This window comes from Streptomyces sp. NPDC079141 (assembly GCF_040686775.1).
In the GTDB taxonomy this organism is placed as follows: Bacteria; Actinomycetota; Actinomycetes; order Streptomycetales; family Streptomycetaceae; genus Streptomyces.
In genome coordinates this window covers 231,690-256,141 of record NZ_JBFBLP010000006.1, presented here as the reverse complement: position 1 = coordinate 256,141, position 24,452 = coordinate 231,690, and the positions used below count along the sequence as shown (strand labels likewise).

At 72.1% G+C, this 24,452-nt stretch carries 21 protein-coding genes; 12 read left to right on the top strand and 9 right to left on the bottom strand.

Annotated elements, in window-relative coordinates; all coding sequences use genetic code 11:
• Positions 1-27 precede the first annotated feature (27 nt).
• Both AB0Q90_RS19675 and AB0Q90_RS19670 read right to left on the bottom strand, forming a co-directional pair.
• On the bottom strand, positions 28-978 hold the full coding sequence (locus AB0Q90_RS19675) for a zf-HC2 domain-containing protein (protein WP_363160283.1): 951 nt from the start codon (positions 976-978) through the stop codon (positions 28-30).
• The gene (locus tag AB0Q90_RS19670) at positions 975-1,601 is read right to left on the bottom strand and encodes an RNA polymerase sigma factor (RefSeq protein ID WP_363160282.1); all 627 of its coding nucleotides are present in this window, start codon (positions 1,599-1,601) and stop codon (positions 975-977) included. Before AB0Q90_RS19670 ends, AB0Q90_RS19675 begins: the two co-directional genes overlap by 4 nt.
• A 298-nt stretch (positions 1,602-1,899) precedes the next feature.
• On the opposite strand from AB0Q90_RS19670, the gene AB0Q90_RS19665 reads away from it, so the two are divergent.
• The 3 genes from AB0Q90_RS19665 (at position 1,900) to AB0Q90_RS19655 (ending at position 4,789) form a co-directional block, all read left to right on the top strand.
• On the top strand, positions 1,900-2,133 hold the full coding sequence (locus AB0Q90_RS19665; protein ID WP_363160281.1) for a hypothetical protein: 234 nt from the start codon (positions 1,900-1,902) through the stop codon (positions 2,131-2,133).
• Entirely contained in the window at positions 2,134-4,227 is a 2,094-nt protein-coding gene (malQ, locus tag AB0Q90_RS19660; protein WP_363160280.1) for a 4-alpha-glucanotransferase, read from the top strand.
• 268 nt (positions 4,228-4,495) lie between these two features.
• A complete protein-coding gene (locus tag AB0Q90_RS19655; protein WP_363160279.1) occupies positions 4,496-4,789 on the top strand; it encodes a hypothetical protein in 294 nt (97 codons plus the stop codon).
• A gap of 87 nt (positions 4,790-4,876) precedes the next feature.
• Here AB0Q90_RS19655 and AB0Q90_RS19650 read toward each other — a convergent pair whose 3' ends face one another.
• Entirely contained in the window at positions 4,877-5,488 is a 612-nt protein-coding gene (locus AB0Q90_RS19650; protein WP_363160278.1) for a TetR family transcriptional regulator, read from the bottom strand.
• 193 nt (positions 5,489-5,681) lie between these two features.
• Between AB0Q90_RS19650 and AB0Q90_RS19645 the strand changes: the two genes are divergently transcribed.
• On the top strand, positions 5,682-7,151 hold the full coding sequence (locus AB0Q90_RS19645) for an FAD-dependent monooxygenase (protein ID WP_363160277.1): 1,470 nt from the start codon (positions 5,682-5,684) through the stop codon (positions 7,149-7,151).
• A gap of 33 nt (positions 7,152-7,184) precedes the next feature.
• On the opposite strand, the gene AB0Q90_RS19640 is transcribed toward AB0Q90_RS19645, so the two are convergent.
• Positions 7,185-7,697 (bottom strand): MarR family transcriptional regulator, encoded by a 513-nt coding sequence (locus AB0Q90_RS19640; RefSeq protein ID WP_363160276.1) that lies wholly within the window; start codon positions 7,695-7,697, stop codon positions 7,185-7,187.
• A 135-nt stretch (positions 7,698-7,832) separates the two neighbouring features.
• On the opposite strand from AB0Q90_RS19640, the gene AB0Q90_RS19635 reads away from it, so the two are divergent.
• From AB0Q90_RS19635 to AB0Q90_RS19625, 3 genes are all read left to right on the top strand, one after another.
• Positions 7,833-8,777 (top strand): EamA family transporter, encoded by a 945-nt coding sequence (locus AB0Q90_RS19635; RefSeq protein WP_363160275.1) that lies wholly within the window; start codon positions 7,833-7,835, stop codon positions 8,775-8,777.
• 83 nt (positions 8,778-8,860) lie between these two features.
• A complete protein-coding gene (locus AB0Q90_RS19630) occupies positions 8,861-9,739 on the top strand; it encodes a DMT family transporter (RefSeq protein ID WP_363160368.1) in 879 nt (292 codons plus the stop codon).
• A gap of 14 nt (positions 9,740-9,753) precedes the next feature.
• On the top strand, positions 9,754-10,656 hold the full coding sequence (locus AB0Q90_RS19625; RefSeq protein ID WP_363160274.1) for a LysR family transcriptional regulator: 903 nt from the start codon (positions 9,754-9,756) through the stop codon (positions 10,654-10,656).
• A gap of 365 nt (positions 10,657-11,021) precedes the next feature.
• Here AB0Q90_RS19625 and pepN read toward each other — a convergent pair whose 3' ends face one another.
• A complete protein-coding gene (gene pepN, locus AB0Q90_RS19620) occupies positions 11,022-13,595 on the bottom strand; it encodes an aminopeptidase N (RefSeq protein WP_363160273.1) in 2,574 nt (857 codons plus the stop codon).
• Between the two features lie 113 nt (positions 13,596-13,708).
• Here pepN and AB0Q90_RS19615 point away from each other — a divergent pair, with 113 nt between their 5' ends.
• Positions 13,709-14,179 carry a DUF1203 domain-containing protein gene (locus AB0Q90_RS19615; protein WP_363160272.1) on the top strand — a complete coding sequence of 157 codons (471 nt, stop codon included), beginning with the start codon at positions 13,709-13,711 and terminating at the stop codon, positions 14,177-14,179.
• Here AB0Q90_RS19615 and AB0Q90_RS19610 read toward each other — a convergent pair.
• Both AB0Q90_RS19610 and AB0Q90_RS19605 read right to left on the bottom strand, forming a co-directional pair.
• A complete protein-coding gene (locus AB0Q90_RS19610; protein WP_363160271.1) occupies positions 14,176-15,192 on the bottom strand; it encodes an aspartate-semialdehyde dehydrogenase in 1,017 nt (338 codons plus the stop codon). The genes AB0Q90_RS19615 and AB0Q90_RS19610 overlap by 4 nt on opposite strands.
• A 119-nt stretch (positions 15,193-15,311) precedes the next feature.
• The gene (locus AB0Q90_RS19605) at positions 15,312-17,369 is read right to left on the bottom strand and encodes a TerD family protein (RefSeq protein WP_363160270.1); all 2,058 of its coding nucleotides are present in this window, start codon (positions 17,367-17,369) and stop codon (positions 15,312-15,314) included.
• Positions 17,370-17,476: 107 nt separating this feature from the next.
• Here AB0Q90_RS19605 and AB0Q90_RS19600 point away from each other — a divergent pair, with 107 nt between their 5' ends.
• Together AB0Q90_RS19600 and AB0Q90_RS19595 are read left to right on the top strand one after the other, a co-directional pair.
• The gene (locus AB0Q90_RS19600; RefSeq protein WP_363160269.1) at positions 17,477-18,022 is read left to right on the top strand and encodes a sigma-70 family RNA polymerase sigma factor; all 546 of its coding nucleotides are present in this window, start codon (positions 17,477-17,479) and stop codon (positions 18,020-18,022) included.
• Between the two features lies 1 nt (position 18,023).
• Entirely contained in the window at positions 18,024-18,752 is a 729-nt protein-coding gene (locus tag AB0Q90_RS19595) for a hypothetical protein (protein ID WP_363160268.1), read from the top strand.
• 51 nt (positions 18,753-18,803) lie between these two features.
• Here AB0Q90_RS19595 and AB0Q90_RS19590 read toward each other — a convergent pair whose 3' ends face one another.
• Positions 18,804-22,100: a S8 family serine peptidase gene (locus AB0Q90_RS19590; RefSeq protein WP_363160267.1), complete on the bottom strand. Its 3,297-nt coding sequence runs from the start codon at positions 22,098-22,100 to the stop codon at positions 18,804-18,806.
• Positions 22,101-22,265: 165 nt separating this feature from the next.
• Positions 22,266-22,811: a CGNR zinc finger domain-containing protein gene (locus AB0Q90_RS19585; RefSeq protein WP_363160266.1), complete on the bottom strand. Its 546-nt coding sequence runs from the start codon at positions 22,809-22,811 to the stop codon at positions 22,266-22,268.
• A 110-nt stretch (positions 22,812-22,921) separates the two neighbouring features.
• On the opposite strand from AB0Q90_RS19585, the gene AB0Q90_RS19580 reads away from it, so the two are divergent.
• Together AB0Q90_RS19580 and AB0Q90_RS19575 are read left to right on the top strand one after the other, a co-directional pair.
• The gene (locus AB0Q90_RS19580; RefSeq protein ID WP_363160265.1) at positions 22,922-23,365 is read left to right on the top strand and encodes a VOC family protein; all 444 of its coding nucleotides are present in this window, start codon (positions 22,922-22,924) and stop codon (positions 23,363-23,365) included.
• Between the two features lie 2 nt (positions 23,366-23,367).
• Positions 23,368-24,249 carry a pyridoxamine 5'-phosphate oxidase family protein gene (locus tag AB0Q90_RS19575; RefSeq protein WP_363160264.1) on the top strand — a complete coding sequence of 294 codons (882 nt, stop codon included), beginning with the start codon at positions 23,368-23,370 and terminating at the stop codon, positions 24,247-24,249.
• Positions 24,250-24,452: the final 203 nt, after the last annotated feature.

The following is a 24,452-nucleotide window of genomic DNA, read 5'->3' as shown; positions in this document are numbered from 1 at the left end:
GAGACGGTGGCGTGGTTGTGCGAGGCCTCAGTGCCGGTCGAGGCGGTCGTAGGCGGAGTGGCGGGCCGCCAGCAGTGCGGCGCACAGGGCGGCTGCCGCCGCCCAGCCGCCCTGCGCGGGGGCGCCGCCGACGTAGGCGGAGACCTGGTCCGTCAGATGCGCGGTGATCCGGCCGCCGGGGGCGGCGAGCGCCGGGGCGAGTACGGCGCACAGCCAGCTGCCGCCGGTCACCGCGGTGGCGGTGCGGAAGCCGAGCCAGCCGGCCAGGGCCAGCGAGGCCAGCGTCAGCGCGAGCCCGGGCAGCAGCCAGGCCGCCGAGTTCGGGGCATCGGAGGACGGCAGCGCCAGCCCCGCGAGGGTCAGCAGCGGCAGGCTCACGGCCAGCACGGCCACCGTCCGCGTCAGCACGAGCCGCAGTCCGGCGGACGGCGTGGCGGCGGCGATCTCGTGCAGCGGGTCGGCATGGGCGCCGTAGGACAGGGCGACCCCGACGATCGGTACGACGGGGGCGACGGCCAGCAGCAACGGCCGCGCACCCGCGAAGTCCGCCCCGTAGGCGAGCGCCACGGCACCGAACGCCACCAGCAGCACCGCCGGCACCCAGGCCCCACGCACGGCGGGCCCAGCCGCCCACAGCACCCGAGCCCACAGCGACCCGGCAACGGGCGGCACGAGGTTCCGGGCGGCCCAGGTACGGGCGTGGGCGAGCACGGTTGCCCGTGCGCGGGCAGCGTGACCCGGCTCGGTCGCCCCTGCGCCGGCCGTCTGTGTCAGTTCCGTCGGGGCCGCCCGTAGTACCGCCTCCCGTACCTCGGCCAGCACGGTTCCTGTCGCTGTCGCGGCGACCGTGTGGGAGACGCGGGTTGCGCAGGGGGTGCAGGACTCCAGGTGCCTTTCCAGGGACCAGGCGTCCGGCTCCGGGAGGGTGCCGGCGGTGTAGGAGCGGACCTGGTCGTCCGTCGCGTGCCAGTCGGTCATGCCGGGCCTCCCATCGGGGACGGGGTCAACTGGGCGAGGGCGGCGCGCAGTTCGGCGCGGGCGCGCATGGCGCGGGACTTGACGGTGCCCTCGGGGATGCCGAGCAGCCGGGCCGCCTCACGGGTGCTGAGCCCGTCGACGACCGTGGCGCGGAGCACCTCGCGCAGCTCGGGCGAGATGCGGTCGAGGGCGGTGCCTACGTCGCCGTACTCCAGCCCCGCCAATACCCGGTCCTCCGCGGACGGCGCGGACGCCGTGGGGTCGCAGCCGGAGCGCGGCTCGTCCATGGGCGTCGTCTCCAGCCGCGCCGCCCGCTCGTGCACCCGCCGCGCATCGACCAGACGGCGTGCGGCGATGGTCCACAGCCAGCCGCCCGCCTCCTCGCCGCGGTGCCCGCCGGCGGACCGCCACACGGTCACGAAGGTGTCCTGGAGCACCTCGCGCACGACCTCGGGGTCCGCGCAGCGCCGGGTCAGCCGGGCGTGCAGCCAGCCCGCGTGCCGGTCGTACAGCGTGGCCATGGCCGCCGAGTCCCCGGCCGCGACGGCACGCAGAAGCGCCGCGTCCGCCGCATCCGCCCCGTCCTTCTCCCGATGGCCCCCCACGGGGCGGAACAGTCTCACACCCCGTCTATCGACGGGCCCCGGGCGACCGGTTCACGGCACGGGGCCCTCCCACTCCTCGACCGGGAGTCGAGCCCACGACTGGCATGGTGAAGGTGGTGACGAGAGTGGCCGTTGCGGATGGTTTGCCCCAGTCTGGAGGTGGCGCGGCGGAGCAGAATGTGACGACAGGCACGTTGTTCCCCCTTGGGGGTCTGTCGCCGCGCCCGCTGGGTAGGGCTGCGGTAACCCGCAAGGGCCTGGCCGGCGCGATCCGCAGGACAGGCCGTAGGTCGCCGTACTCGACAAGGAGGCCCCCGTGGCCGCATCGGCACACCTTCTGCTCTCCGCCCTGTCCAAACCCGAGGCGCTCACCGAGCCCGAACCGCACCTGTGCGTCTTCAGCGCGGAGAGCGCCTGCGCCGAGACCCCGCTGACCAGCGAACCGCCCCTGCCCGACGCCGAGCCCCTGACCAGCGAGCCGCCGCTCGCCGACGCCCCGCCGCTGACCAGCGAGGCCTTCCCCGTCGACCCGGACCCCGCGAGGCCCTAGATGGCAGCACAGAGGTCGGCCGAAAGCCCGTCCGGGGACACCCCCTCCGAGGATCTGTCCCGGCTCGCCGAACTGCACGGCGTCGCCACCTCCTACCGGCCCTCCCCGGACCGCACGGTCCCGGCCTCGGCCACCGCGCTCACCCTCGCCCTGGCCGCCCTCGACGTCGACGCGAGCAGCCCCGAGGCCGCCCGCCGCGCGCTCGCCGCCCGCGAACGCGAGCTGCGCGAACGGCTGCTGCCGCCCACGGTGGTCAGCTGGAGCGGGTCGCGGGCGCCCGCGCTCACCGCCCTGCCGCCCGGCACCCGGCTGCGCGTCGAGACCGAGCAGGGCGAGACCCGCGCCTCCGCCGAGCGACTCCCCACCGGCGTCCACCGGTTGACGGCCACCGCACCCGACGGCCGCACCGCGACCGCCCACCTCGTCGTCGCCCCGGCCCGGCTGCCCACCCCCGCCGGGCGCTCCTACGGACTCCTCGTCCAGCTCTACTCACTGCTCTCCCGCCGCTCCTGGGGCATGGGAGACCTCGGTGACCTCGCCGAACTCGCCGGCTGGGCCGGGCGGACGCTCGGCGCCGGCTTCGTCCAGGTCAACCCGCTGCACGCGGCCGTACCCGGCGCGCCCACCGACCCCTCCCCCTACCGCCCCTCCTCGCGCCGCTTCCCCGACCCGGTGCACCTGCGCGTCGAGGACATCCCGGAGTACGCCCGCGTCGAGGACCGCGAGCGGGTGCGGGCGCTGCTGGAACGCGCCGACGGCCTGCGCGAATCCGTCCTCGGCAAGGGCGCGTTGATCGACCGCGACGCCGTGTGGGAGCTCAAGCGCGAGGCGCTGGAACTGGTCCGCGAGGTCCCGCTCGGGCCGGGACGGCGCGCGGCCTACGCCGACTTCCTCGCCGAGGAGGGCCAGGCGCTGGAGGACCACGCCACCTGGTACGCGCTCGCCGAGGTGCACGGCTCCGACTGGCAGAGCTGGCCGGAGGGGCTGCGCGATCCGCGCTCGGCCGAAACGGCGCGGGCCCGCGGCGAGTTGATGGACCGCGTCGACTTCCACTCGCTGCTCGCCTGGCTGACCGACGCCCAGCTCACGGCGGCCCAGCGCACCGCGCGCGAGGCCGGGATGCCGGTCGGGATCGTGCACGATCTCGCGGTCGGGGTGCATCCGCAGGGCGCCGACGCCTGGGCCCAGCAGGACCACTTCGCCGGGGGGATGTCGGTGGGGGCGCCGCCGGACGCGTTCAACGCGCGCGGCCAGGACTGGGGTCTGCCGCCCTGGCGCCCGGACCGCCTCGCGGAGTCCGGGTACACGCCGTACCGGCGGCTGCTGAAGGCGCTGTTCCGGTACGCCGGTGCGCTGCGCATCGACCATGTCATGGGCCTGTTCCGGCTGTGGTGGGTCCCGCAGGGGCATCCGCCCACGGAGGGCGCCTACGTCCGCTACGACGCCGAGGCCATGCTCGCGATCCTCGTGCTGGAGGCCACGCGGGCCGGGGCGCTGGTGATCGGCGAGGACCTGGGGACCGTCGAGCCGGGTGTGCGCGAGGCGCTGCGGGCGCGGGGGGTGCTGGGGACGTCGGTGCTGTGGTTCGAGCGGGACTGGGAGGGGGACGGGCGGCCGTTGCCGCCGGACCGTTGGCGCGCGGACTGTCTGGCCACGGCCACGACGCACGATCTGCCCTCCACGGCGGCCCGGCTCACCGGTGAGCACGTCGAGCTGCGGCACAGTCTGGGGCTGCTGACGCGGTCGCTGGAGGAGGAGCGGGCGGAGGCGGCGGCCGATACGGGGGAGTGGCTGGCCGTGCTGACGCGGCTGGGGTTGTTGCACGGTACGGGGGGTGGGCACGGTACGTCGCAGGAGGAGGCGGAGATCCAGGCCGTCCACCGTTTTCTGCTGCGCACGCCGGCTCGCATGCTCGGCATCTGGCTGCCGGACGCGGTGGGTGACCGGCGGCCGCAGAACCTGCCCGGTACGTGGGACCAGTATCCGAACTGGCGCCTTCCCGTCGCGGACGCGGACGGCCGCCCGGTGACGCTGGAGGAACTGGCGTCGTCGCCTCGGCTGCATGCGCTGGTGGAGGTGTTGCGGACGGGTTGATCGCCCCCGCCGCCCCTACCCATTCCCGTCCCCTGGGGGCTGCGCCCCCAGACCCCCGCTTCGGCCCTGAACGGGCCTCGTCCTCAAACGCCGGACGGGCTGGATATACGCCCCCCTCAGGGGCGCGGGGAACTGCGCGATCAGCCCCCACCGGCCTGTGGGTCATCACCACCTCTGGGCCCGCGGCGGGTGGTCACCCGCGGCCCGGCGGCAGCCATATGCACCCCCGGACGCGCGCCCTCAACCGGCGTTCGATACTTTTGGCACCGTGGACAAGAAGAACGCCCTGCGCGCCGGCGCCCTGGCTGCCGGTACGACGCTGATGATGCTGCTCATGTCGTCCCCCGCGCTCGCGCTGACCCGCGACGACGGTGACGACCCCGGCTCGGGCCTGAGCGTCATCGAGACGCTGGGTCTGTTCGTCGTGGCCCCGCTGGCCCTGTTCGCGGTCATCGCGGGCCTCGTGATGGTCCTGGACCGGTCGAACCCCGACCACCGCGTGACCACGGGCAAGTCCAAGCCGAAGGCCAAGGCCACGGAGAAGGCCACGGCGAAGGCCTGACCCCGCCGGTCCCACCCGCACTTCCCGAGGGCGCCGCCCCCGACGTTCGTACGACGCCGGGGACGGCGCCCTCGGCGTACGTACCCCCTACGCGACCGGCGCCGTCAGATACCGCTGCACCGTCGGCGCCATCCACGCCACCACCTCCTCGCCGCTGAGCGCCACGGCCGGCGGCAGTCGCAGCACATACCGGGTGAGCGCCAGCCCGAGGAGCTGCGTCGCGGTGAGGGCCGCCCGCACCGGGGCCTGTTCCGCGTCCGGGCAGACCTCGCGGGCCACGGGCAGCAGCTGCTCCCGGAAGATCTCCTGCATGCGCTCGGCCCCGGCCTGGTTGGTCACGCCGACCCGGAGCATGGCCGTGAGGACCTCGTTCTCCTCCCACAGATGCAGGAAGTGCTCCACCAGCGCGGCGCCGACCTGCGCACGGGGCATGGCGCTCAGGTCCGGCAGTTTCAGGTCGACCGAGACGGCGGCCGCGAACAGGCCCTCCTTGTTGCCGTAGTAGCGCATCACCATCGACGGATCGATCGCGGCGTCCTTGGCGATGGCGCGGATGGTGGCGCGCTCGTAGCCGTCGGCGGCGAAGCGCTCGCGGGCCGCGGCGAGGATCGCGGTACGGGTGGCGTCGGAGCGGGAACGGCGGCGCGCGCCGTTCGCGGATTCTGTGGCGGTACGTCCCTCTGGCTCAATCTTTCCCATGCCAACAAGCGTAGGCCAACACTTGTGGGCCAACAAGTGTTGACTATCTGTGACGAGCGTCCTATCGTCGTCAACGAGCGTTGGCCAACAAGTGTTGGCAATGGCTGTCGGCCAACGCCTGTGTGCCAACGACACGGGCACACAGACGGGGAAACAGGTGCGGACCAACAAGCGTTGGCAACAGGAGGCCACCATGAACGCCACCACCAGCTCCGTGATCGTCGTCGGCTGCGGCCCCACCGGCCTGCTGCTGGCCGGCGACCTCGCCGCCGCCGGTATCCCCGTCACCCTCGTCGAGAAGCGCGGCCGCAGGATCAGCAACCTCTCCCGCGCCTTCGTCGTGCACGCCCGCACCCTCGAACTCCTCGACGCCCGCGACCTGGTGACGGAGGTGGAGGCCCTCGGCACTCGCCTGGACCGCTTCAACCTCTTCACCCGGCTCACCATCGAGCTCAAGACCCTCCCCTCCCGCTACAACCACCTCGTCGTCCTGCCGCAGTACGAGGTGGAGAAGATCCTGGAGCGCCGCGCCGTCGCGGCCGGCGTCCGGTTCCGGTACGAGACCGAGGTGACCGGCGTGAGCCAGGACGCGGACGGCGTCACGGTCGAGGTGCGCGGGCCCGACGGGCCGGCCGAGGCGCTGCGGGCGGCGTACGTCGTCGGCGCCGACGGGATGCACAGCACCGTGCGCGGCGCGGTCGGCCTGCCCTTCCCCGGCCGGTCGGTGATCCGCTCCGTCCTCCTCGCCGACGTCCGGCTGGCCGAGCCGCCCGAGGACCTGCTCTCCGTGCACGCCACCGGTGACGCCTTCGCGTTCTTCGCGGCCTTCGGCGACGGCTACCACCGTGTGGTCGCCTGGCAGCGCGGGCACAACATCCCCGAGAGCGAGCCGCTCGGTCTGGAGGAGGTCAGGGAGGCCACCCGGCTCGCCGCCGGCCACGACTTCGGGATGCACGACGCCCGCTGGCTGTCCCGGTTCCACAGTGACGAACGCCAGGCGCCCGCCTACCGCGTGGGCCGCGTCTTCCTGGCGGGCGACGCCGCGCACGTGCACACCCCGGCCGGCGGCCAGGGCATGAACATCGGCATGCAGGACGCGGCCAACCTGAGCTGGAAGCTCACGGCCGTGCTCCAGGGCCACGCGGACGACACCCTGCTCGACACCTACCAGGCCGAGCGGCACCCGGTCGGCACCGACGCCATGCGCAGCAGCGGCGCCATCGTCCGTCTCGCCATGGTCAAGTACCCCTGGACACTGGCGATGCGCTCGGCGCTCACCAGCGCCGTCAACGCCCTCGCCCCGGTCCGCCGCAAGCTGGCCCTCCAGGTCACCGGCATCGGCGTCAAGTACCGCGCACCGGAGGGCGCCCATCGGCTGACCGGCTCCCGGGTCGCCGACGTGGCCCTGGAGGGCGGCCGCCTCTACGAGGCCCTGCGCGGCGGCCGGTTCGTGCTGATCACCCCGGCCGAGTGCGAGGGCAAGACCGGGCTTGAGGACCGGCTGACCGTGGAACGCCGCACCGGCCGCGGCCACGACACCCGCACGACGGTGCTGGTCCGCCCCGACGGCTACGTGGCCTGGGCGGCGGACGCGGCGACTCCCGCGCAGATCGAGGAGGCCGTGGCCAGGCACTTGGGCGAGCGCATGACCCTGGCCAGCTGAAAGCGGCTCTTCGGGGGCGCGGGGCCGTAGCGCCTACTCGCGCAGTGTCCCCTCAAGCAACTCCCTCAACAGGTCGGCCAGTTGGCCGACCTGTTCGGCGTTCAGCGACGACAGTGCCTCCGCCTGGAGGGCGAGCCCCGCGCCGACCGCCTCGTCCACGAGCCGCAGACCGTCCTCCGTCAGGGTCACCTGAAGTCCACGCCGGTCATGAGGGTCGGGGGACCTCCGCAGCAGGCCGGCCCGCTCCAGCTTGTCCAGGCGTCCGGTCATGCCCCCCGTCGTGAGCATGAGCGTCGCCGAAAGCTGCCGCGGCGACAGCGTGTACGGCTCCCCGGAGCGCCGAAGTGTCGCCAGGACGTCGAACTCGCCGCGGGAGATGCCGAAGCGGCCGTAGGCCTTCTCCTGGCGGTCGCCCATCGTGCGCGACAGGCGGTTGATCCGCCCGAAGACCTCCATCGCGGCCGTGTCGAGGTCGGGCCGTACGTCCGCCCACTGGTCGATGATCGCGTCGACGGCGTCCCTGCGCCGCTCCGGGCGTGCATTCATGCGCCGAGTATCGGACCTGGAACGGTCGGCCGCAAGAAAGTGGCTCGCGGGAAAGTGGATCACTGGAAAGAGGCTTGCGGAAAAGTAGCTTAGGAGTAAGCTACTTTCCATCGACCTACTTGAAGGGTGCGTCCCATGGCCACCAGTCGCCTCGCGCTCATAGCCCTCACCGCGCTCGCCCCCGTCTCCTGGGGCACCACCTACGTCGTCACCACCGAGTTCCTGCCGCCGGACCGCCCCCTGTTCACCGGCCTGATGCGGGCGCTGCCCGCCGGGCTGCTGCTTCTGGCGTTCGCCCGGGTGCTGCCGCGCGGCGCCTGGTGGTGGAAGGCGGCGGTGCTCGGCGCGCTGAACATCGGCGCCTTCTTCCCGCTGCTGTTCCTGGCCGCGTACCGGCTGCCCGGCGGTATGGCGGCGGTCGTCGGCTCGGTCGGGCCGCTGCTCGTGGTCGGTCTGTCGGCGGTGCTGCTGGGGCAGCGGCCGACGCTGCGCGCCGTGCTGACCGGGGTCGTGGCCGCGTTCGGGGTCAGTCTGGTCGTGCTGAAGGCGGCAGGCGCGCTGGACGCACTCGGCGCGCTCGCGGCGCTCGCCTCCACCGTCTCGATGTCCACCGGCACCGTGCTGACGAAGAAGTGGGGCCGCCCCGACGGGGTCGGTCCGCTGGCGCTGACCGGCTGGCAGCTGACCGCCGGCGGGCTGCTCATCGCGCCGGTCGCCCTGCTGGTCGAGGGGGCGCCGCCCGCGCTGGACGGCCGGGCCCTCGGCGGCTACGCCTACCTCGCGCTGGCGAACACGGCGGTGGCGTACTGGCTCTGGTTCCGCGGCATCGGCCGGCTCACCGCCACGCAGGTCACCTTCCTCGGCCCGCTCTCCCCGCTGACCGCCGCTGTGGTCGGCTGGGCGGCCCTCGGCCAGGCACTGACGCCGGTGCAGCTGACGGGCATGGCGCTGGCGTTCGGGGCGACGGTCGCCGGGCAGATCGCCGTACCGAAGGACACCGCCCGCAAATCGTTCAGTTTCCCTGAAGGGAAAGCTCGAAAAGATTCGATGGACGTGACAGGTCGGGCGCTGCGACGGTAGATCCACCGAGATCCCCGCCCAGCGAAAGGACCTAAGTGGCCGTCGCCACCGCCCACCGACCCTCCCGTACGACCTTCCGCGCCCTGAGCCCGAGGACGGCAGCCCCCGTCCTCGGGCTCGCGCTCGCCGCCCTCGCCACGCTCGTCTGGTCCGGCAGCTTCGTCACCTCCCGCGCGCTGCACGACAGCGTGCCGCCGGTCCAGCACGCCTTCTGGCGCTGGGTCGTGGCCCTCGCCGTGGTGGCCCCGTTCGGCGCCCGCGGAGCCTGGCGGCAGCGGGTGCTGATCCGGCGCCACCTCGGATACGTGCTGCTCGCCTCCGTCCTCGGCGTCTCCGTCTACAACACCCTGGTCAACCAGGCCGGACTGACCACGCCCGCCGCCAACATGGGCATGATCATGGCCGCGTCGCCGGTGCTGATGGCGGTGTTCGAGCGGATGAGCGGCGTACGGCTCGGGGCACGCCGGGTCGCCGGGCTGCTGGTCGCCTGTGCGGGGGTGCTGCTGCTGGTCCGGGGCGGGGGCGCCTTCGCCGTGGGCGATCTGTGGATGATCGCCGCGGCCGTCAGCTTCGGCGGCTACAGCGCCCTCCTGCGCCGGCGTCCCGCCGAACTGGGCGGAACGGCCTTCCTGTTCACCACCTTCCTGCTGGGCACCGTGCTGCTGCTGCCCGCGCAGGGGGCGAGCCTCGCCCTCCAGGGCGGCTTCACACCGACGCCCGGCACCGTCCTGCCCCTCCTCTACGTCGGCATCGCCTCCTCCGCCGTCGCCTTCTTCGCCTGGAACAAGGCGATCGCGCTGATCGGCCCGGCCCGTGCGGGCGTCGTCTACTACCTCCAGCCGGTGTGCGTGGCACTGCTGTCCTGGGCGCTCCTCGGCGAGGCGACCGGCCCGTCCCAGGCCCTGTGCATGGCGCTGATCCTCGGCGGGGTCGTGCTGGGCGCGGGCGGCGCGCGCCGGTGACGTAGGTTGCCGCCATGGCCGAGTGGGACATCCGGAAGCTGCAGATCCTGCGGACGCTGCGGGAGGAGGGGACGGTGACCGCGACGGCCGAGGCGCTGCGGATGACTCCGTCGGCCGTCTCCCAGCAGCTGACCAACCTCGCCAGGCAGCTCGGCGTGCCGCTGCTGGAGGCCCATGGGCGGCGGGTACGGCTGACCGACGCCGCCCGGCTGGTCCTGCGGCATGCCGAGGCCGTCTTCGAGCAACTGGAGCGGGCGGACGCGGAGTTGGCGGCGTATACGCAGGGTGAGGTCGGCGAGGTGCGGGTCGGGGCCTTCTCCACGGCGGTACCGGCGCTCGTCGTACCGGCCGTGCGGGTGCTGCGGCGGGCGCATCCCGGGGTGTCGGTGCGGGTCCGTGAGACGGAGGCGGCCGAGGCGTACGAGTTGTTGGCCGCCGGAGAGGTCGACCTCGCCCTCTCCCTCGCCGCCCATGCGCCGACGGCGACGGACGTACGTTTCACCCGGCTGCCGCTGCTGACGGACCCGCTGGACGTGGCCCTGCCCCGCGGGCATGCGCTGGCGTCCGCGGAGTCGGTGCGGCTGGCTGACCTGGCGGGCGATCCGTGGATCTTCGGGGGGAGCGGGCCGTGGGCCGACATCACCCGCACCGCGTGCGAGGCGGCCGGCTTCAGCCCCGTCCAGGGACACTCGGCTTCCGGCTGGACCGCGATCCTCGCCATGGTCGAGGCCGGGATGGGCGTTGCCCTCGTGCCGCGGATGGCGGCCGTGCCGCGGGACGGAGTGCTGATGCGCGAACTGGGCGCCGACCGCCCGGTCCGCCACGTGGTGGCAGCCGTCCGCAGAGGCGCGGAGGACGCACCGGCGGTGCGGCGAGCCTGGGAGGCGTTGCGGGGGGTTGCGGAGGGTCTCGGTTAGCTGGGCGGGGTCTGTGCTGGCCGGGGGTGGGTCGCGCAGCCCGGCGCTCACGGGGTGCCGCCTCTCTTTGGCAGCGGGGCCGCCCTAGGCGGCACGCATGCCCGCAGGATGAGCGGCTACATCGCCACCGCCTGCTCGGGTGGGCGCCGACCCGGGCGGCACGCATGCCCGCAGGCTGAGCGCCCCGTTAGGGGCGCGGGGAACTGCGCGAGCAACCACGACGGACCCGCAGGTCATGCGCGGACGGTGGCGCCCCGATAGGGGCGCGGGGAACTGCGCGATCAGCCCCCACGTGCCCGCGGACGAAGTACGGACAGGGGCGCCCGGCGCAGAACCGGGCGCCCCTGTTGCAGACTTACTGCCCGCTACTCGGCCGCCGCGTCCGCCGACTGGGCCTTCAGGGCCCGCTCCACGCCCGCGCGGGACTCGGAGACCAGGCGGCGCAGGGCCGCGTTCGGAGCCGCGGAGGTCAGCCAGGTGTCCGTCTTGGACAGGGTGGCCTCGGAGACCTGGACCGTCGGGTAGAGGCCGACCGCGATCTGCTGGGCGATCTCGTGGGACCGCGTGTCCCAGATGCCCTTGACCACCTCGAAGTACTTGTCCGTGTACGAGGACAGCAGCTCACGCTGGTCGGTCTGGACGAAGCCCGAGATGACAGCTTCCTGCACGGCGTTCGGCAGCTTGTCGGACTCGATGACCGACGCCCACGCCTCGGCCTTCGCCTCCGGCGTCGGCCGCGCCGCACGCGCGGTCGCCGCGTGTCGCTCACCCGCGGCCGTCTTGTCCCGCTCGTACTCGCCCGCGATCTCCGCCTCGTCGAACCGGCCGACCGCCGCGAGGCGCTCCACGAACGCCCAGCGCAGCTCGGTGTCGACGACCAGGCCCTCGATCGTCTGCGAACCGTCCAGCAGCGCCTCCAGCAGGTCCAGCTGCTCCGGCGTACGGGCCGTCGCCGCGAACGCCCGCGCCCACGCCAGCTGGTGGTCGCTGCCCGCCGCAGCCGACCGCAGATGGGCCAGCGTCGCGTCCGTCCAGCGGGTCAGCAGGGCCTCGCGGCCGGCCGGTGCGCCGTACAGGTCGATCGCCAGCTTCACCTGGCGGTGCAGCGACTGCACGACGCCGATGTCGGACTCCTTGCCGATGCCGGAGAGGACGAGGGAGAGGTAGTCGCGGGTGGCCAGTTCGGCGTCCCGCGTCATGTCCCACGCCGACGCCCAGCACAGCGCGCGCGGCAGCGAGGACTCGAAGTCGCCCAGGTGCTCCGTCACGAAGGCCAGCGACTGCTCGTCGAGGCGGACCTTGGCGTACGACAGGTCGTCGTCGTTCAGCAGGACCACGGCCGGGCGGCGCTTGCCGATCAGCTGCGGTACGGCCGTCAACTCGCCGTCCACGTCCAGCTCGATGCGCTCGTCGCGGACCAACTTGCCGCTGTCGTCGTCGAGTTCGTACAGGCCGACCGCGATGCGGTGCGGACGGAGCGTCGGCTCGCCCTTCGCGCCCGCGGGGAGCGCCGGGGCCTCCTGGCGGATCGCGAAGGAGGTGATGACGCCGTTCTCGTCCGTCTCGATCTCGGGGCGCAGGATGTTGATCCCGGCCGTCTGGAGCCATTTCTCCGACCAGTTCTTCAGGTCGCGGCCGGAGGTCTCCTCCAGCGCGCCCAGCAGGTCGGACAGGCGGGTGTTGCCGAACGCGTGGCGCTTGAAGTACGCCTGCACACCGCCGAAGAACTCGTCCATGCCGACGTAGGCGACGAGCTGCTTCAGCACGCTCGCGCCCTTGGCGTACGTGATGCCGTCGAAGTTGACCAGGACGTCGTCCAGGTCGCGGATCTCGGCCATGATCGGGTGCGTGGACGGCAGCTGGTCCTGGCGGTACGCCCACGTCTTCATGGAGTTGGCGAACGTCGTCCACGAGTGCGGCCACCGCGACTCGGGCGCGTACGCCTGGCACGCGATCGACGTGTACGTGGCGAACGACTCGTTCAGCCACAGGTCGTTCCACCACTCCATGGTGACCAGGTCGCCGAACCACATGTGGGCCAGCTCGTGCAGGATCGTCTCCGCGCGCATCTCGTACGCGGCGTCCGTCACCTTCGAGCGGAAGACGTACTGGTCGCGGATGGTCACCGCGCCCGCGTTCTCCATCGCGCCCGCGTTGAACTCCGGCACGAACAGCTGGTCGTACTTCTTGAACGGGTACGCGTAGTCGAACTTCTCCTGGAACCAGTCGAAGCCCTGCCGGGTCACCTCGAAGATCGCGTCCGAGTCGAGGAACTCGGCGAGCGAGGGACGGCAGTAGATGCCGAGCGGCACGGACTGGCCGTCCTTCTCGTACACGCTGTGCACCGAGTGGTACGGGCCGACGATCAGCGCCGTGATGTACGTCGAGATGCGCGGCGTCGGCTCGAAGGCCCAGACGTCGTCCTTCGGCTCCGGCGTGGGCGAGTTGGAGATGACGGTCCAGCCGCTCGGCGCCTTCACGGTGAACCGGAAGGTGGCCTTGAGGTCCGGCTGCTCGAAGGACGCGAAGACGCGGCGGGCGTCCGGCACCTCGAACTGGGTGTACAGGTAGGCCTGCTGGTCGACCGGGTCGACGAAACGGTGCAGACCCTCGCCGGTGTTGGTGTACGCGCAGTCCGCGACGACCCGCAGGACGTTGGGGCCCTGCAGCAGCCCCGCAAGGGCGATGCGGGAGTCCTTGAAGACCTCGTCCGCGTCGAGCGCGTCGCCGTTGAGAGTGACCTCGTGCACGGTCGGTGCCACCAGGTCGATGAAGGACTCCGCGCCGGACTCGGCGACGTCGAAGCGCACCGTGGTCACGGACCGGTAGGTACCGCCCTCCTGCGCGCCGGAGAGGTCGAGATCGATCTCGTACGAGTCAACGGTGAGCAGCTTCGCCCGCTGCTGTGCCTCTTCGCGAGTCAGGTTTGTGCCAGGCACGCGGTCATCTCCTCGTTATGTGTGGGTTCGGCCATCCTTCCATGGGACCTGAGGAGAATGCGATGTCCGTTTCCCGCCGGTGGGAGGGCGGCAACGGGCGGGAGCCTGGAGCCATGACCACGTACACCGCACGACCCATCACTCCCGCGATCCTGAAGGAACTGCGCGCCACCGACGACGCGGGCCGCGAGACGGTCCCCGTGACCGACGAGGAGGGCGGGGCACCGCTGAGGTGCTGCCTGCGCCGCAGCGAGCCCGGCGAGCGGATCGCGCTGGTCTCCTACGCCCCGCTGCGCCGCTGGGCCGCCGAGACCGGCGCGGACCCCGGCCCCTACGACGAACAGGGCCCGGTCTTCGTCCACGCCGAGGAGTGCGCGGGCCCCTCCGGCACCGGCCTCGCCTTCACGAACGCCCACCGCACGGTCCGCCGCTACTCGGCCGACGGCCGCATCCTGGGCGGAGCGCTGGTGGAGACACTCGACGAGGACGCCTTCCACAACGCGTTCGACGACCCGGCCGTGGCACTGGTCCACGTCCGGGCCGTCGAGTACGGCTGTTTCCTCTACGAGGTCAGAAGGGACTAGCCCTTCAGCTCCGCCGCCACCAGCTCCGCGATCTGTACGGCGTTCAGCGCCGCGCCCTTGCGGAGGTTGTCGTTGGAGATGAACAGGGCGAGGCCGTGGTCGACGGTCTCGTCCTTGCGGATGCGGCCGACGTAGGAGGCGTCCTTGCCCGCCGCCTGGAGCGGGGTCGGGATGTCGGAGAGCTCGACGCCGGGGGCGGCGGCGAGGATCTCCGTCGCGCGCTGCGGGGTGATCGGACGCTCGAAGCGGGCGTTGATCTGGAGCGAGTGGCCGGAGAAGACCGGGACGCGCACACAGGTGCCGGAGACCTTCAGCTCGGGGAGCTCAAGGATCTTGCGGGACTCGTTGCGGAGCTTCTGCTCCTCGTCGGTCTCGTTGAGACCGTCGTCGACGAGGTTGCCGGCGAAGGGCAGGACGTTGAAGGCGATGGGGCGCTTGTAGACCTGCGGCTCGGGGAAGTCGACCGCCGAGCCGTCGTGGGTGAGCTTGTCCGCGTCGGCGCCGACCTTCTGGACCTGGCCGTGCAGCTCCGCCACGCCCGCGAGACCGGAGCCGGACACCGCCTGGTAGGTGGTGGCGACCAGCGTCTTCAGGCCCGCCTCCGCGTCCAGCACCTTCAGGACCGGCATCGCGGCCATGGTGGTGCAGTTCGGGTTGGCGATGATGCCCTTGGGGCGGTCGACGATCGCGTGCGGGTTCACCTCGGAGACGACCAGGGGCACCTGGGGGTCCTTGCGCCAGGCCGAGGAGTTGTCGATCACGACGGCGCCCTGGGAGGCGACCTTCTCGGCCAGCGCCCGCGAGGTCGCGCCGCCCGCGGAGAACAGCACGATGTCCAGGCCCGTGTAGTCGGCCGTCGCCGCGTCCTCCACCGTCACGCCGTCCAGGACCGTCCCCGCCGAGCGGGCCGAGGCGAACAGGCGCAGCTCGTCGAGGGGGAAGTTCCGCTCGGCGAGGATCCTGCGCATGACCGTGCCGACCTGGCCGGTGGCTCCGACGATTCCTACCTTCACGGCGACTCCTCTGCGTGACGTTCCTGTGCGTGCCCGGACGGCCGGGACCCTTCCATCATGCGGGGGACCCCGGCGTATGTGTCCAATCGTTTGCCCGATGCGTGGACGATCACTCCTGGTCAGCCGCGCCGTTCCAGCCCCCACTCGCCGAAACCGCGGACCTGGAGGAATCCGCTCGGGAGCCGGTGCGGACCGCGGGATCTTCCGATATGACGCACCGGGAACAGGTTTTCGTCCAGCTCGAAGAGGTGGATCAGGTCGGACAGCATGTCGTAGTCATGGGTGAGCAGCATCTCGGTTTCGGGCCCGGTGTGATGTACGACTCCGAATCCGCGGCCCGTCACCCGCTTGATCCGCCCGCCGATCTCGGGGGCCTCGTCGAGCGGCACGGGCTCGACCCGCCAGCCGACCCCGTCACTCGCCTGGACGCGTACGAAGCACGAGCCGTCCGGGGCGACCCACAGGGGGCCGACGACGGGACGGCGGCGGGTGTCGGTGTCGGCGATGAGGATGCGCTGGCCGCGCGGATGGTTCTGCGCGTGCGCCGCCAGGTGGCCGGCCTTCTCGGTCGTCCGGGACAGGCTGAGCAGCGTGGGCGGGCCCTGGTAGCGCAGGAGGGCGCTGCCGGTGCCCTCCAGGGGTCCCTTCAGCAGGGGCGCCTCCTCGATGGGCCGCAGCCGCAGCCGCCACTTGCCCGCGCGGCGGATCTGCAGGGTGCGCTGCTGCTGGCCGGTGGTGAACACCACGTTGCTGCCGCGCTCGCCGTGCCGGGTGCCGTTCATCCACTCGCCGTCCGAGTCGCCGTACTCGTCGAGCAGGGTCACCTGGTGGCCCCGGTCGTCGGCGTTGCGGATGTCGTACTCCAGCAGGGCCGGGTGGCCGGGGCGCGGGTTGACCAGGGTGACCGTCGTGTCCCGGTGTCCCTCGTAGACGTTGTCGGCGGGGGCGGCCGAGCTGTCGAGGACGGGGATGGGGACCGCGTTCAGCCGCCAGTTGCCCTCGCCGTTGGCCACGGTGACGAACAGCGGACCTTTGGAGAGCGGCCCGGTCTTCGTGACCCGGCCGAGCTCGTTGACGAGGAGCGCGTAGTCGTGAAGGGCGGTCAGCCGGGCGGGGTCGTGGGCGTTCACACAGAACAGCTCGGAGTTCTCCCCGCCGTCGAACCAGGCCTGGAGGTCGGCCGCCGGGCCGTCGTACCGCAGCACCTCGGGGCCGGCGCCGCTCGCTTCCTCGCCGGGGACGAGGGGGCGCGCCGCGGACAGGGGCCGGACGGTGATCTCCCACTCTCCGTGGAACTCGACCCGCAGCCGTAGCCGGCGGTCGTCCGGCACCACGGCCAGCCCCCGGCCCCGGAAGCGGTTCCGGCAGCTGTTGAGGACGAGACGGTCGGGCTTCTTGTCGTCGTCGAGGGTGTCGACGCAGAACAAGCCCTCGCCGTCGTGCCGCCCTTCCAGGATCACCGGTCCCGCAGGCAGCTTCACCGAGAGCACGCGGTTGCCTTTGCCGCTGCGGGTCCAGGGCCTGAAGTCCGCGCCGAAGGACGCGGCGGACGCGGCGGACGTCTTCGCGGCGGCCACCGGTATCGCCCCGGGTGGCGGACCCGTCACCTTCGACACCTCGGTGTTCACGACCGGCCCGCTGGGCGCCGACGGCCGCGCCACCACGATCCCGAAGTCCGTCGCCAGCCCCGCGAGCCCCGAGTCGTACCCCTGTCCCACTGCGCGGAACTTCCACTCGCCGTTGCGCCGGTAGAACTCCCCGAGGACGAAGGCCGTCTCGGTGGCGGCGTCCGTCACCTCGTAGTGGGCGACGATCGTGCCGTCGGGCGCCACCGTCTGCGCCGCGAGCCCCGGTACCGCCCTGAAGACGCCGTTGTCGCAGGACGCGGCGATCAGCACCCGCTGGACCGCCGGTTCCACCCGGGGCAGATCCAGCTCCAGCCACTCCGCGAACTGGTCACCGCCGTCTCCCGTACCGATGTGCCGCACCGCGCCCGAGGGATGCACGGGCTGGTTGTGGAAGACGAGGTCGGCGTCGCCGCGTACCTTGCCCGCCGCGTCCAGCAGCAGTGCCGAGACGTCGACGGCGGGTGTCCCCGGGACCTTCCGGCGGCATACGGCGACCCGCAGCGGACCTGTGGGGACAGGGGTGTTGGCCCCCTTGGTGATGATCGTCATGGGGCACATGGTGACAGTGAAGATGATGTGAAGAAAAGATTCCGCCGATCGGGACCGAACGTTTCCGCCCGCACCGGCGTCATAGGGGAAACGCGGCGAGGGGAGGGGTGGCTGTGCTGCGCAGAAAGGCCCGCCGCGGCCAGGGGGACGCGGTGCTCGACGTACCGGACGACCCCTTGGACGCGGCGCAGGAGCGCCGGGTGCGGGCGGTGCTCGCGCTCGGCGGGGTACCGCAGGCGGACCTGCCGGACGGGGTGCAGCAGGTCCGCCTGCGGTTGCTGGAGCGGGCGGCGAAGGGGTACGAGGCACCGCGGGACGTGTCCGCCTGGGCCGCGGTCGTCGCCTCCAACCTCGCCATGGACTGGCACCGCGCCAAGCGCCGCCAGGAGCGGATCGGCGAGCGCCTGGCATCCCTGCGCCAGCTGGAGCACCCCTCCGGCGAGGACACGAGCGTGCTCTCGCTCGCCGTCGCCCAGGGGCTGGACGAACTGCCCGACGCCCAGCGCCAGGTGGTGGTCCTGCGCTTCTACGCCGACCTGCCGGTGAGCGGGATCGCCCAGGAACTCGGGATCCCCGAGGGCACGGTCAAGAGCAGGCTGCACACGGCGGTACGGGCTCTGCGCGCCCGCCTGCACGAGGACGAGGTGGTGTGACGTGACCGCCGAACACAACGGTCTCGACGCCCTGATGGCCGCGATCACCGACGAACACCCGCCCGACGGGGCGGACTCCGCGTTCCTGGCCGAGCACCGGTCCGCCACCGCCGACCTCGCCGTGCTGCGCGAGCAGCTGGAGATCATCGGTGCGGCGCTGGGCGCACCCGAGGAGTCGGCGAAGCCGGCCCCGACGCCCGCACCGGTACGCCCCGTCCGGCGGCGCCGCGCGTTCCGGCTCGCCCTCGGCTCCCTCGCCGTGGCCGCCGCCGCGTCCGTGATGGTGGGGTTCGGCTGGCTGCTGGTGCAGTCCGGCACCGGCGACAACGCAGACTCGTCGGCATCGGGATCCGCCGAGAAGGCGCAGAGCGACGCCGGCGGGGTCCTCTTCGGCAGCCGCCGCTATCTCGCCTGCGCGTACCTGGTCGCCGAGGGCGAGGTCGTCTCCGCCGAACCGGTCGACGTGGAGCCGGAGTTGGTGCGTGTGAGCGTGGATCTGACCCACGTCTACAAGCCGGAGAAGCCGGGGCCGAAGAAGGGGGACGACGTGGAGTACGTCATCGACAAGAACACCGCCCCCGGCCTGCGCGCGGGCGACCACGTCCTGTTCGGCGTCCCGGCGAAGGGCGCCCCGCCGGACATGTGGGTCATCGGCGAGAAGGCGGTCGCCACGGAACGGGACCGGATCAACGACTCGCTGCCCGAGTCGCGCACGCTGACCTGCGAATGAGAAAGGGCGGGCGCCCGTACGGACGCCCGCCCCGGTCAGCCGCAGCAATCGCTACGGAGTGACCTTCTCGATCTTCACATTGCCCGCGCCCGCGACCGTGCCGCGCGCGTTGGCCAGCTGGACCTGGCCGAAGAACTCACGGCCCTCCGGCGCGGCGGCCGCGACGGTGACGCTCGCGGAGACCGTGGCGGAGTCGCCCGTGCCCAGCTTCACCGGCGTCGAGTCGTCGACGGTGACGGAGCCGAGCGAGGCGGAGAAGAACACGTCCAGGTAGTCGTAGGCGGTGGAGCCGGACGGCACCGCGTAGCCCACGACCTCGATGGTGTACGTGCCGGCGGCGGGGGTCGGGATCGAGACCGACTCCTCCGAGTCGCCGTCCGCGTCCTGTGCGACCTGGTTGCCGTCCTTGTCGTAGACCGTCAGGTCGAGGTCGGCGGCCGTGTCCGAGACGTTGCCGATGGCGACGTCCAGGGACTTGGCGCCCTCGGGCACCTCGACCGTGGTGGTCTGCGTCTCGTGGTCGGCGATGGTCGGCCGGGCCGTCTTGGAGGAGCCGAGCGGACCGCCGACGAGCTTGCCGTCGAGGGCGGCGAACTTGTTCGTCACCGTCCAGGAAGCCTCGACCGGGGTGCCCACCTTGGCCTCCGCCACGGTCACGGTCTCCGGGTCGAAGGCCGCGCCGAGGACGGTGACGTCCAGCTTGTAGGGGTTGTCGAGCACCGGCGACGTGCGGCGCGACTCGACCTCGATCTCCCAGACGCCGGGCTGCGGGTCGGCGTACGAGCGCACGTCGGGCTTGCAGCCGTTGCCGTCGAGGTAGTTGTTGTAGCAGTTCGGCGTGGACGTGGTGTCGGACGGAACGCCGTAGGGGTGGATGGCGATGAAGCGGGTCTGGCTCTTGTCCTTGAGCCCGCCGATCGCGACCTCCAGCGACTTGGCGCCCTCGGGCACGGTCACGAAGTAGTGCTTGGTGCTGTTGCGCTGCACCGTGCCGGACGCCGAGTAGGTGAACTGGAGCGGCGCGGCGACCACGACGGTCGTCATGATCTGCTTGTCGATGCCCTCGGTGCGCGGGTCGTCGAGCTCCAGGATCGCGGACTTGAGCCCGGCGGACCGCGGCGCGGCCTGGACCTTGACGGTCACCGGCTGGTTCAGCGGCAGGTAGACCTCGTCCGAGCCGACGATCCGGAAGGTGTCACCGGCGTTGTTCTCGAAGTGCAGCTCGTGCCGGATCGCGCGGGCGGCGCCGGAGGTACGGGTGACCGTGACCTCGTAGGTCTTCTTCTGGCCGGCCTTCAGGCCGCCCTCACGGTCGTAGAGGCCGGTGCCGTAGCCCGGCGTCTTCAGGAACTGGTCGATCGCGGTGTCGACCGGCGCCTTGACCGAGTAGGCGTGCGCGGTGGCGCCGTCCTTGATGGAGTCCCAGGCGTCCTCGATGTTGATGAGGCCCGCGCCCTCCTCGTACGTCTGCACACCACTGATGTGGTCGGCGGTCGAGGTCAGCGCGGTGCGCAGCGTCGCCGGCGTGAGGGCGATGCCCTTCTGCTTGGCGGCGCTCAGCAGCAGCGCGGAGGCGCCCGCGGCCTGCGGGGAGGCCATCGAGGTGCCCTGGAGCATGCCGTAGCCGGCGGGCAGCGAGTAGCCCGCCTCGGCGACCGGGGCGCCCGGCAGCCAGGTCTGGATGGTGTTGACCGAGGCACCCGGCGCCACGAGCGTCGGGGTGAAGCCGCCGTCCTCGCGCGGGCCGCGGGAGGAGAACGGCATCATCGCGTACGACTTCTGCACCAGCGAGCCGTAGTTGGACGCCCAGGTCTCCTTGGAGATCGAGGCGCCGACCGAGATGACCTTGTCGGCCAGCGACGGGTCGCCGATGGTGTTGGCGCCGGGGCCGGAGTTGCCCGCGGAGATCACCAGCTGGACGCCGTAGGTGTCGATCAGGCGGGTGTAGAGCTCGGCGCGCGCGTTGTTGCCGTCGTTCAGCGCCGGCAGACCGCCGATGGACATGTTGACGATGTCGACGCCGCGGTTGACGACGAGGTCGATCATGCCCTCGGTCAGCGCGACGTTGGTGCAGCCGCCGGTCCAGGTGCAGGCGCGCGAGGAGACGACCTTCGCGCCGGGCGCGGCGCCGTTCATCTCGCCGCCGAACAGGCCGTTGGCGGAGGTGATGCCGGCGACGTGGGTGCCGTGCTCGGACTCGATGACGCCGATGTTGACGAAGTCGCGCTTCTGCCCGACCCAGTCACCGCCGTAGGGGTCCATCGGGACGTCCTTGCGGATCTCCACGACGAACGGCTGCCGCTCGGCGACGTCGGTGTCCGGGTTGTCGGTGCCGAACCAGCCGATCTGGTAGCCGTCCTTGTACGGCTTCATCGCGGCGTCGTCACCGAAGTCGGCGTTGTTGTTCAGGTCGACGCGGACCGTGCCGGCCGCCGCGTCGTAGAGGACGCCCCAGGAGTCGGTGGTGTCGCCGTCCCGGTTCGCGTCGCCCTTGGCGTCGCCGCCCGCGGTCACCGACTCGCGGAACAGGCTGATCTGGTACGAGCCCTCCGGCGCCGTCCAGCTGCGGCCGCCGTAGGTGAAGGTGGGCCCGGCGACGTTGGTGACCATCGGCCGCCAGGTGGCGTCGCTGTCGAGGATCGGGTCGGTCGAGGTCACCCAGTCGACGATCTTGCGTTCGCCGGTGGTGGTCTTCTGCAGTGCCGGGTGGGAGAGGTCCACGCCCGAGTCCAGCACGCCGATGGTGATGCCGCGGCCGTCCGCCTTCGGGTGGTCGTCGACGAAGTCGACGGCGCCCGTCTCGAAGGAGGGGTTGTACGGGTTCTCGGCCGGGGTGTTCTTCCCGGGGGCCGGGTAGGCGGCCGCGGTCGACGCCGACTTCTTGGTGTCGACGGCCGGGTCGTCCAGCGGGATCTCCTCGCGCAGGTCGATGCCGTGCACGGAGGACAGCTTCGCGGCGGCGGCGATGGCCGCGTCCGCCTTGCCGGTGGGGACGGTGGCCCGGACGTAGCCGAGCTTGTCGTAGGAGCGGCCCACGGAGGCGCCCTTGACCGCGTCCAGCTCCCCGGCGACCTGCTCGGTCTTGCCGGGGGCGGTGGCGATCATCATCGTGACGTTCTTGTCGCCGGCCGCCTTGGCGTCGGCGAGCAGGTCCGCGTCGTCCGCACCGAGCTTGTCGTGCGCGGACTTCAGAGCGGGGTCGGCCGCGGTGACGGCCGGGTCGTCCGCGGCGAGGGCCAGGGGTATCGGCCCGGCGGCGGAGAGCGCGGCCACCAGTCCCGCGGCCACGGCTATACGGGCCGCGCGTCTTGCGCCCGATATCGGGTCACGCTGGGGGGTGAGGGTCATCGGCATCCCTTGTAGGTAAAGGAACGAGCGTGGAACGACCGCTCAGCCTTACGCAAGGGACAGATGTTTGGGGAGAGTTGACCCAAACGAAATCGAGGGATGGGGAAAACCCGCTATCCCTTTCCGGGCGATCCGCGACGAACGGCGCAAGTCGCCCGGTCGCCGTCAATCCTCCTTGGTCCGGGCGTAATGGCGGGACGCCTTCGCGCGGTTGCCGCAGGTCGCCATGGAGTGCCAGCGGCGGGTGCCGTTCCGCGAGGTGTCGAAGAAGTGCAGGATGCACGCCTCGTGGGCGCAGGAGCGGATCCGGTCCGGCGCGGTGCTGAGCAGCCGGAGGTAGTCGCGGGCGGCGAGCCAGGCCGGACCCCATGAGGGAGTGTCGAACTCGGCCAGTTCGCCCGGCCCGTCGGCGGTGAGCGTGGCCCGGATCCGCCCGTGCGCGAGGACGGCGTCGACGAGCGGGGCCCCTTCCGGCAGCGAGCCGTCGACGGCGGCCTTCAGCGCGTCGCGGGCCTGGAGGACGTGCCGCAGGGTCGCGGCGTCGCAGGGGTGCGCGCCGTCCAGACCGTTCGCCGCGAGCCACACCCCCAGTCCGTCGGTGTCCGCCAGCAGGTCCTGCACGGCCCCGTCCCGCATCCAGCGCGTGTTCAGCAGGTCGAGCGCGAGCGGCTCACCGGTGAGGGGGCGGGGGTCGCGGGGTGTGGTGGACATGGAGGGCTCCCTTCCGTGCTAACCGGTCAAGAGTACGTGACTGGTTGACTTCCTCGAATCTAACCTCTAATCTCACTTACACAGGTTAGAAAACGTGGAGAGGGAACGTCATGACCCTGCGCACCGGCCACCTCGGCCTGAACGTCACCGACCTCGACCGCTCGCTCGCCTTCTACCGGGACGTCCTCGGCTTCTCCCTGCTTGCCGAGGGCAAGGAGGAGGACCGGCGGTACGCGTTCCTGGGGGCGGACGGCCGGCTCGTCCTCACGCTCTGGCAGCAGGCGCAGGCGCCCTACGACAAGGCGCGCGCCGGACTGCACCACCTGGCCTTCGAGGCCGACTCCGTCGAGCAGGTCCGCGAGTACGAGACGGCCCTGCGGGAGTACGGCGCGGAGTTCGCCTACGAAGGGGTCGTCGCCCACGCCGAGGGCGCCGCGTCCGGCGGCATCTTCTTCCACGACCCCGACGGCACCCGCCTTGAGATCTCGGTGCCGAGCGGCGTGGAAGGCGCGCCGGCGCCCACCGAGTCGGCTCCGACCTGCGGATTCTTCTAGCCATGGGCGTCTATCACGCAGGCTCGCGCGCCGTGCAGGAACAGGTCGGCGTGCGGGAGCTCGCCGACCATGTGGGCCGGTCCATCGGCCATGGCATCAAACCGGTCGCCGCCGCGTTCCTGGAGCTCCAGCCGCTGCTGGTGGTGGGGGCCACCGACCCGGCGACGGGCAGGGTGTGGGCGTCCCCGCTCACCGGGACGCCCGGATTCGTGCGGGCCACCGGGTCCGGGCAGATATCCGTCGCGGGCCGGGTCCCGGCGGCCGATCCGCTCGCGGCGGCGCTGGACTCCGAAGGCGCCCACGTCGGCACCATCGCCCTCGACCCCCGCACCCGGCGCCGGATGCGGCTCAACGGACGGCTCCGGCCCACGGCCCGGGGATTCGCCATCGAGGCGGACCAGGTCTTCGCCAACTGCCCGAAGTACCTCCAGAGAAGGGAGACGTACGAGACGCTGCCCGACCGCACGCCGGGGGAGACCCGCAGGAGCGGCGAACTGACCCAGGAACAGGCCGAGTTCATCACCCGGGCGGACACCTTCTTCATGGCCACCGTGCACGAGGGCGGCGCCGACGCCAGTCACCGCGGCGGCAACCCCGGATTCGTGCGCGTCGACTCGCCGGGCGAACTCAGCTGGCGCGACTACCAGGGCAACTCCATGTTCCTCACCCTGGGGAACATCGAGGCGGACCCGCGCGCGGGCCTGCTCTTCCTGGACTGGACGACCGGGACCACGCTGCACCTGACGGGCGAGGCGCGCACGGAGTTCACCGGCGAGGAGCGCCGAGTGCACTTCACGGTGAGCGAGGTCGTCGAGACCCCGTCGGCGGTTCCGCTGCGCTGGTCGGCCCCCGAGTACTCGCCCGCCAACCCCGAATACCCCTGAAAGTGAACACCGCGTGACCGCTCCTCGGCCGTCCGAGGAGCGGTCGCCTACGCGCAGGGGGGTCCAAGATCCACGTACGGCGATCGGCGTTGCGCGTTGCCGCCTCGTTCACGCGCAGGTCATCCCCGGTGCCAACGATCCAGAGCGAGCGGGTTGTTCGCGACAGCGAGCGCCCGCGACCACTGCCGACGCGTTATGCACTC

Bases quoted from the DNA above. Each gene is read 5' to 3' on its own strand.
- malQ (WP_363160280.1), top strand. From the start codon at position 2,134: ATGGCAGCACAGAGGTCGGCCGAAAGCCCGTCCGGGGACACCCCCTCC.
- AB0Q90_RS19590 (WP_363160267.1), bottom strand. From the start codon at position 22,100: ATGACCCTCACCCCCCAGCGTGACCCGATATCGGGCGCAAGACGCGCG.
- AB0Q90_RS19585 (WP_363160266.1), bottom strand. From the start codon at position 22,811: ATGTCCACCACACCCCGCGACCCCCGCCCCCTCACCGGTGAGCCGCTC.
- AB0Q90_RS19645 (WP_363160277.1), top strand. From the start codon at position 5,682: ATGAACGCCACCACCAGCTCCGTGATCGTCGTCGGCTGCGGCCCCACC.
- AB0Q90_RS19640 (WP_363160276.1), bottom strand. From the start codon at position 7,697: ATGAATGCACGCCCGGAGCGGCGCAGGGACGCCGTCGACGCGATCATC.
- AB0Q90_RS19615 (WP_363160272.1), top strand. From the start codon at position 13,709: ATGACCACGTACACCGCACGACCCATCACTCCCGCGATCCTGAAGGAA.
- AB0Q90_RS19675 (WP_363160283.1), bottom strand. From the start codon at position 978: ATGACCGACTGGCACGCGACGGACGACCAGGTCCGCTCCTACACCGCC.
- AB0Q90_RS19605 (WP_363160270.1), bottom strand. From the start codon at position 17,369: ATGACGATCATCACCAAGGGGGCCAACACCCCTGTCCCCACAGGTCCG.
- AB0Q90_RS19625 (WP_363160274.1), top strand. From the start codon at position 9,754: ATGGCCGAGTGGGACATCCGGAAGCTGCAGATCCTGCGGACGCTGCGG.
- AB0Q90_RS19575 (WP_363160264.1), top strand. From the start codon at position 23,368: ATGGGCGTCTATCACGCAGGCTCGCGCGCCGTGCAGGAACAGGTCGGC.
- AB0Q90_RS19635 (WP_363160275.1), top strand. From the start codon at position 7,833: ATGGCCACCAGTCGCCTCGCGCTCATAGCCCTCACCGCGCTCGCCCCC.
- AB0Q90_RS19580 (WP_363160265.1), top strand. From the start codon at position 22,922: ATGACCCTGCGCACCGGCCACCTCGGCCTGAACGTCACCGACCTCGAC.
- AB0Q90_RS19650 (WP_363160278.1), bottom strand. From the start codon at position 5,488: ATGGGAAAGATTGAGCCAGAGGGACGTACCGCCACAGAATCCGCGAAC.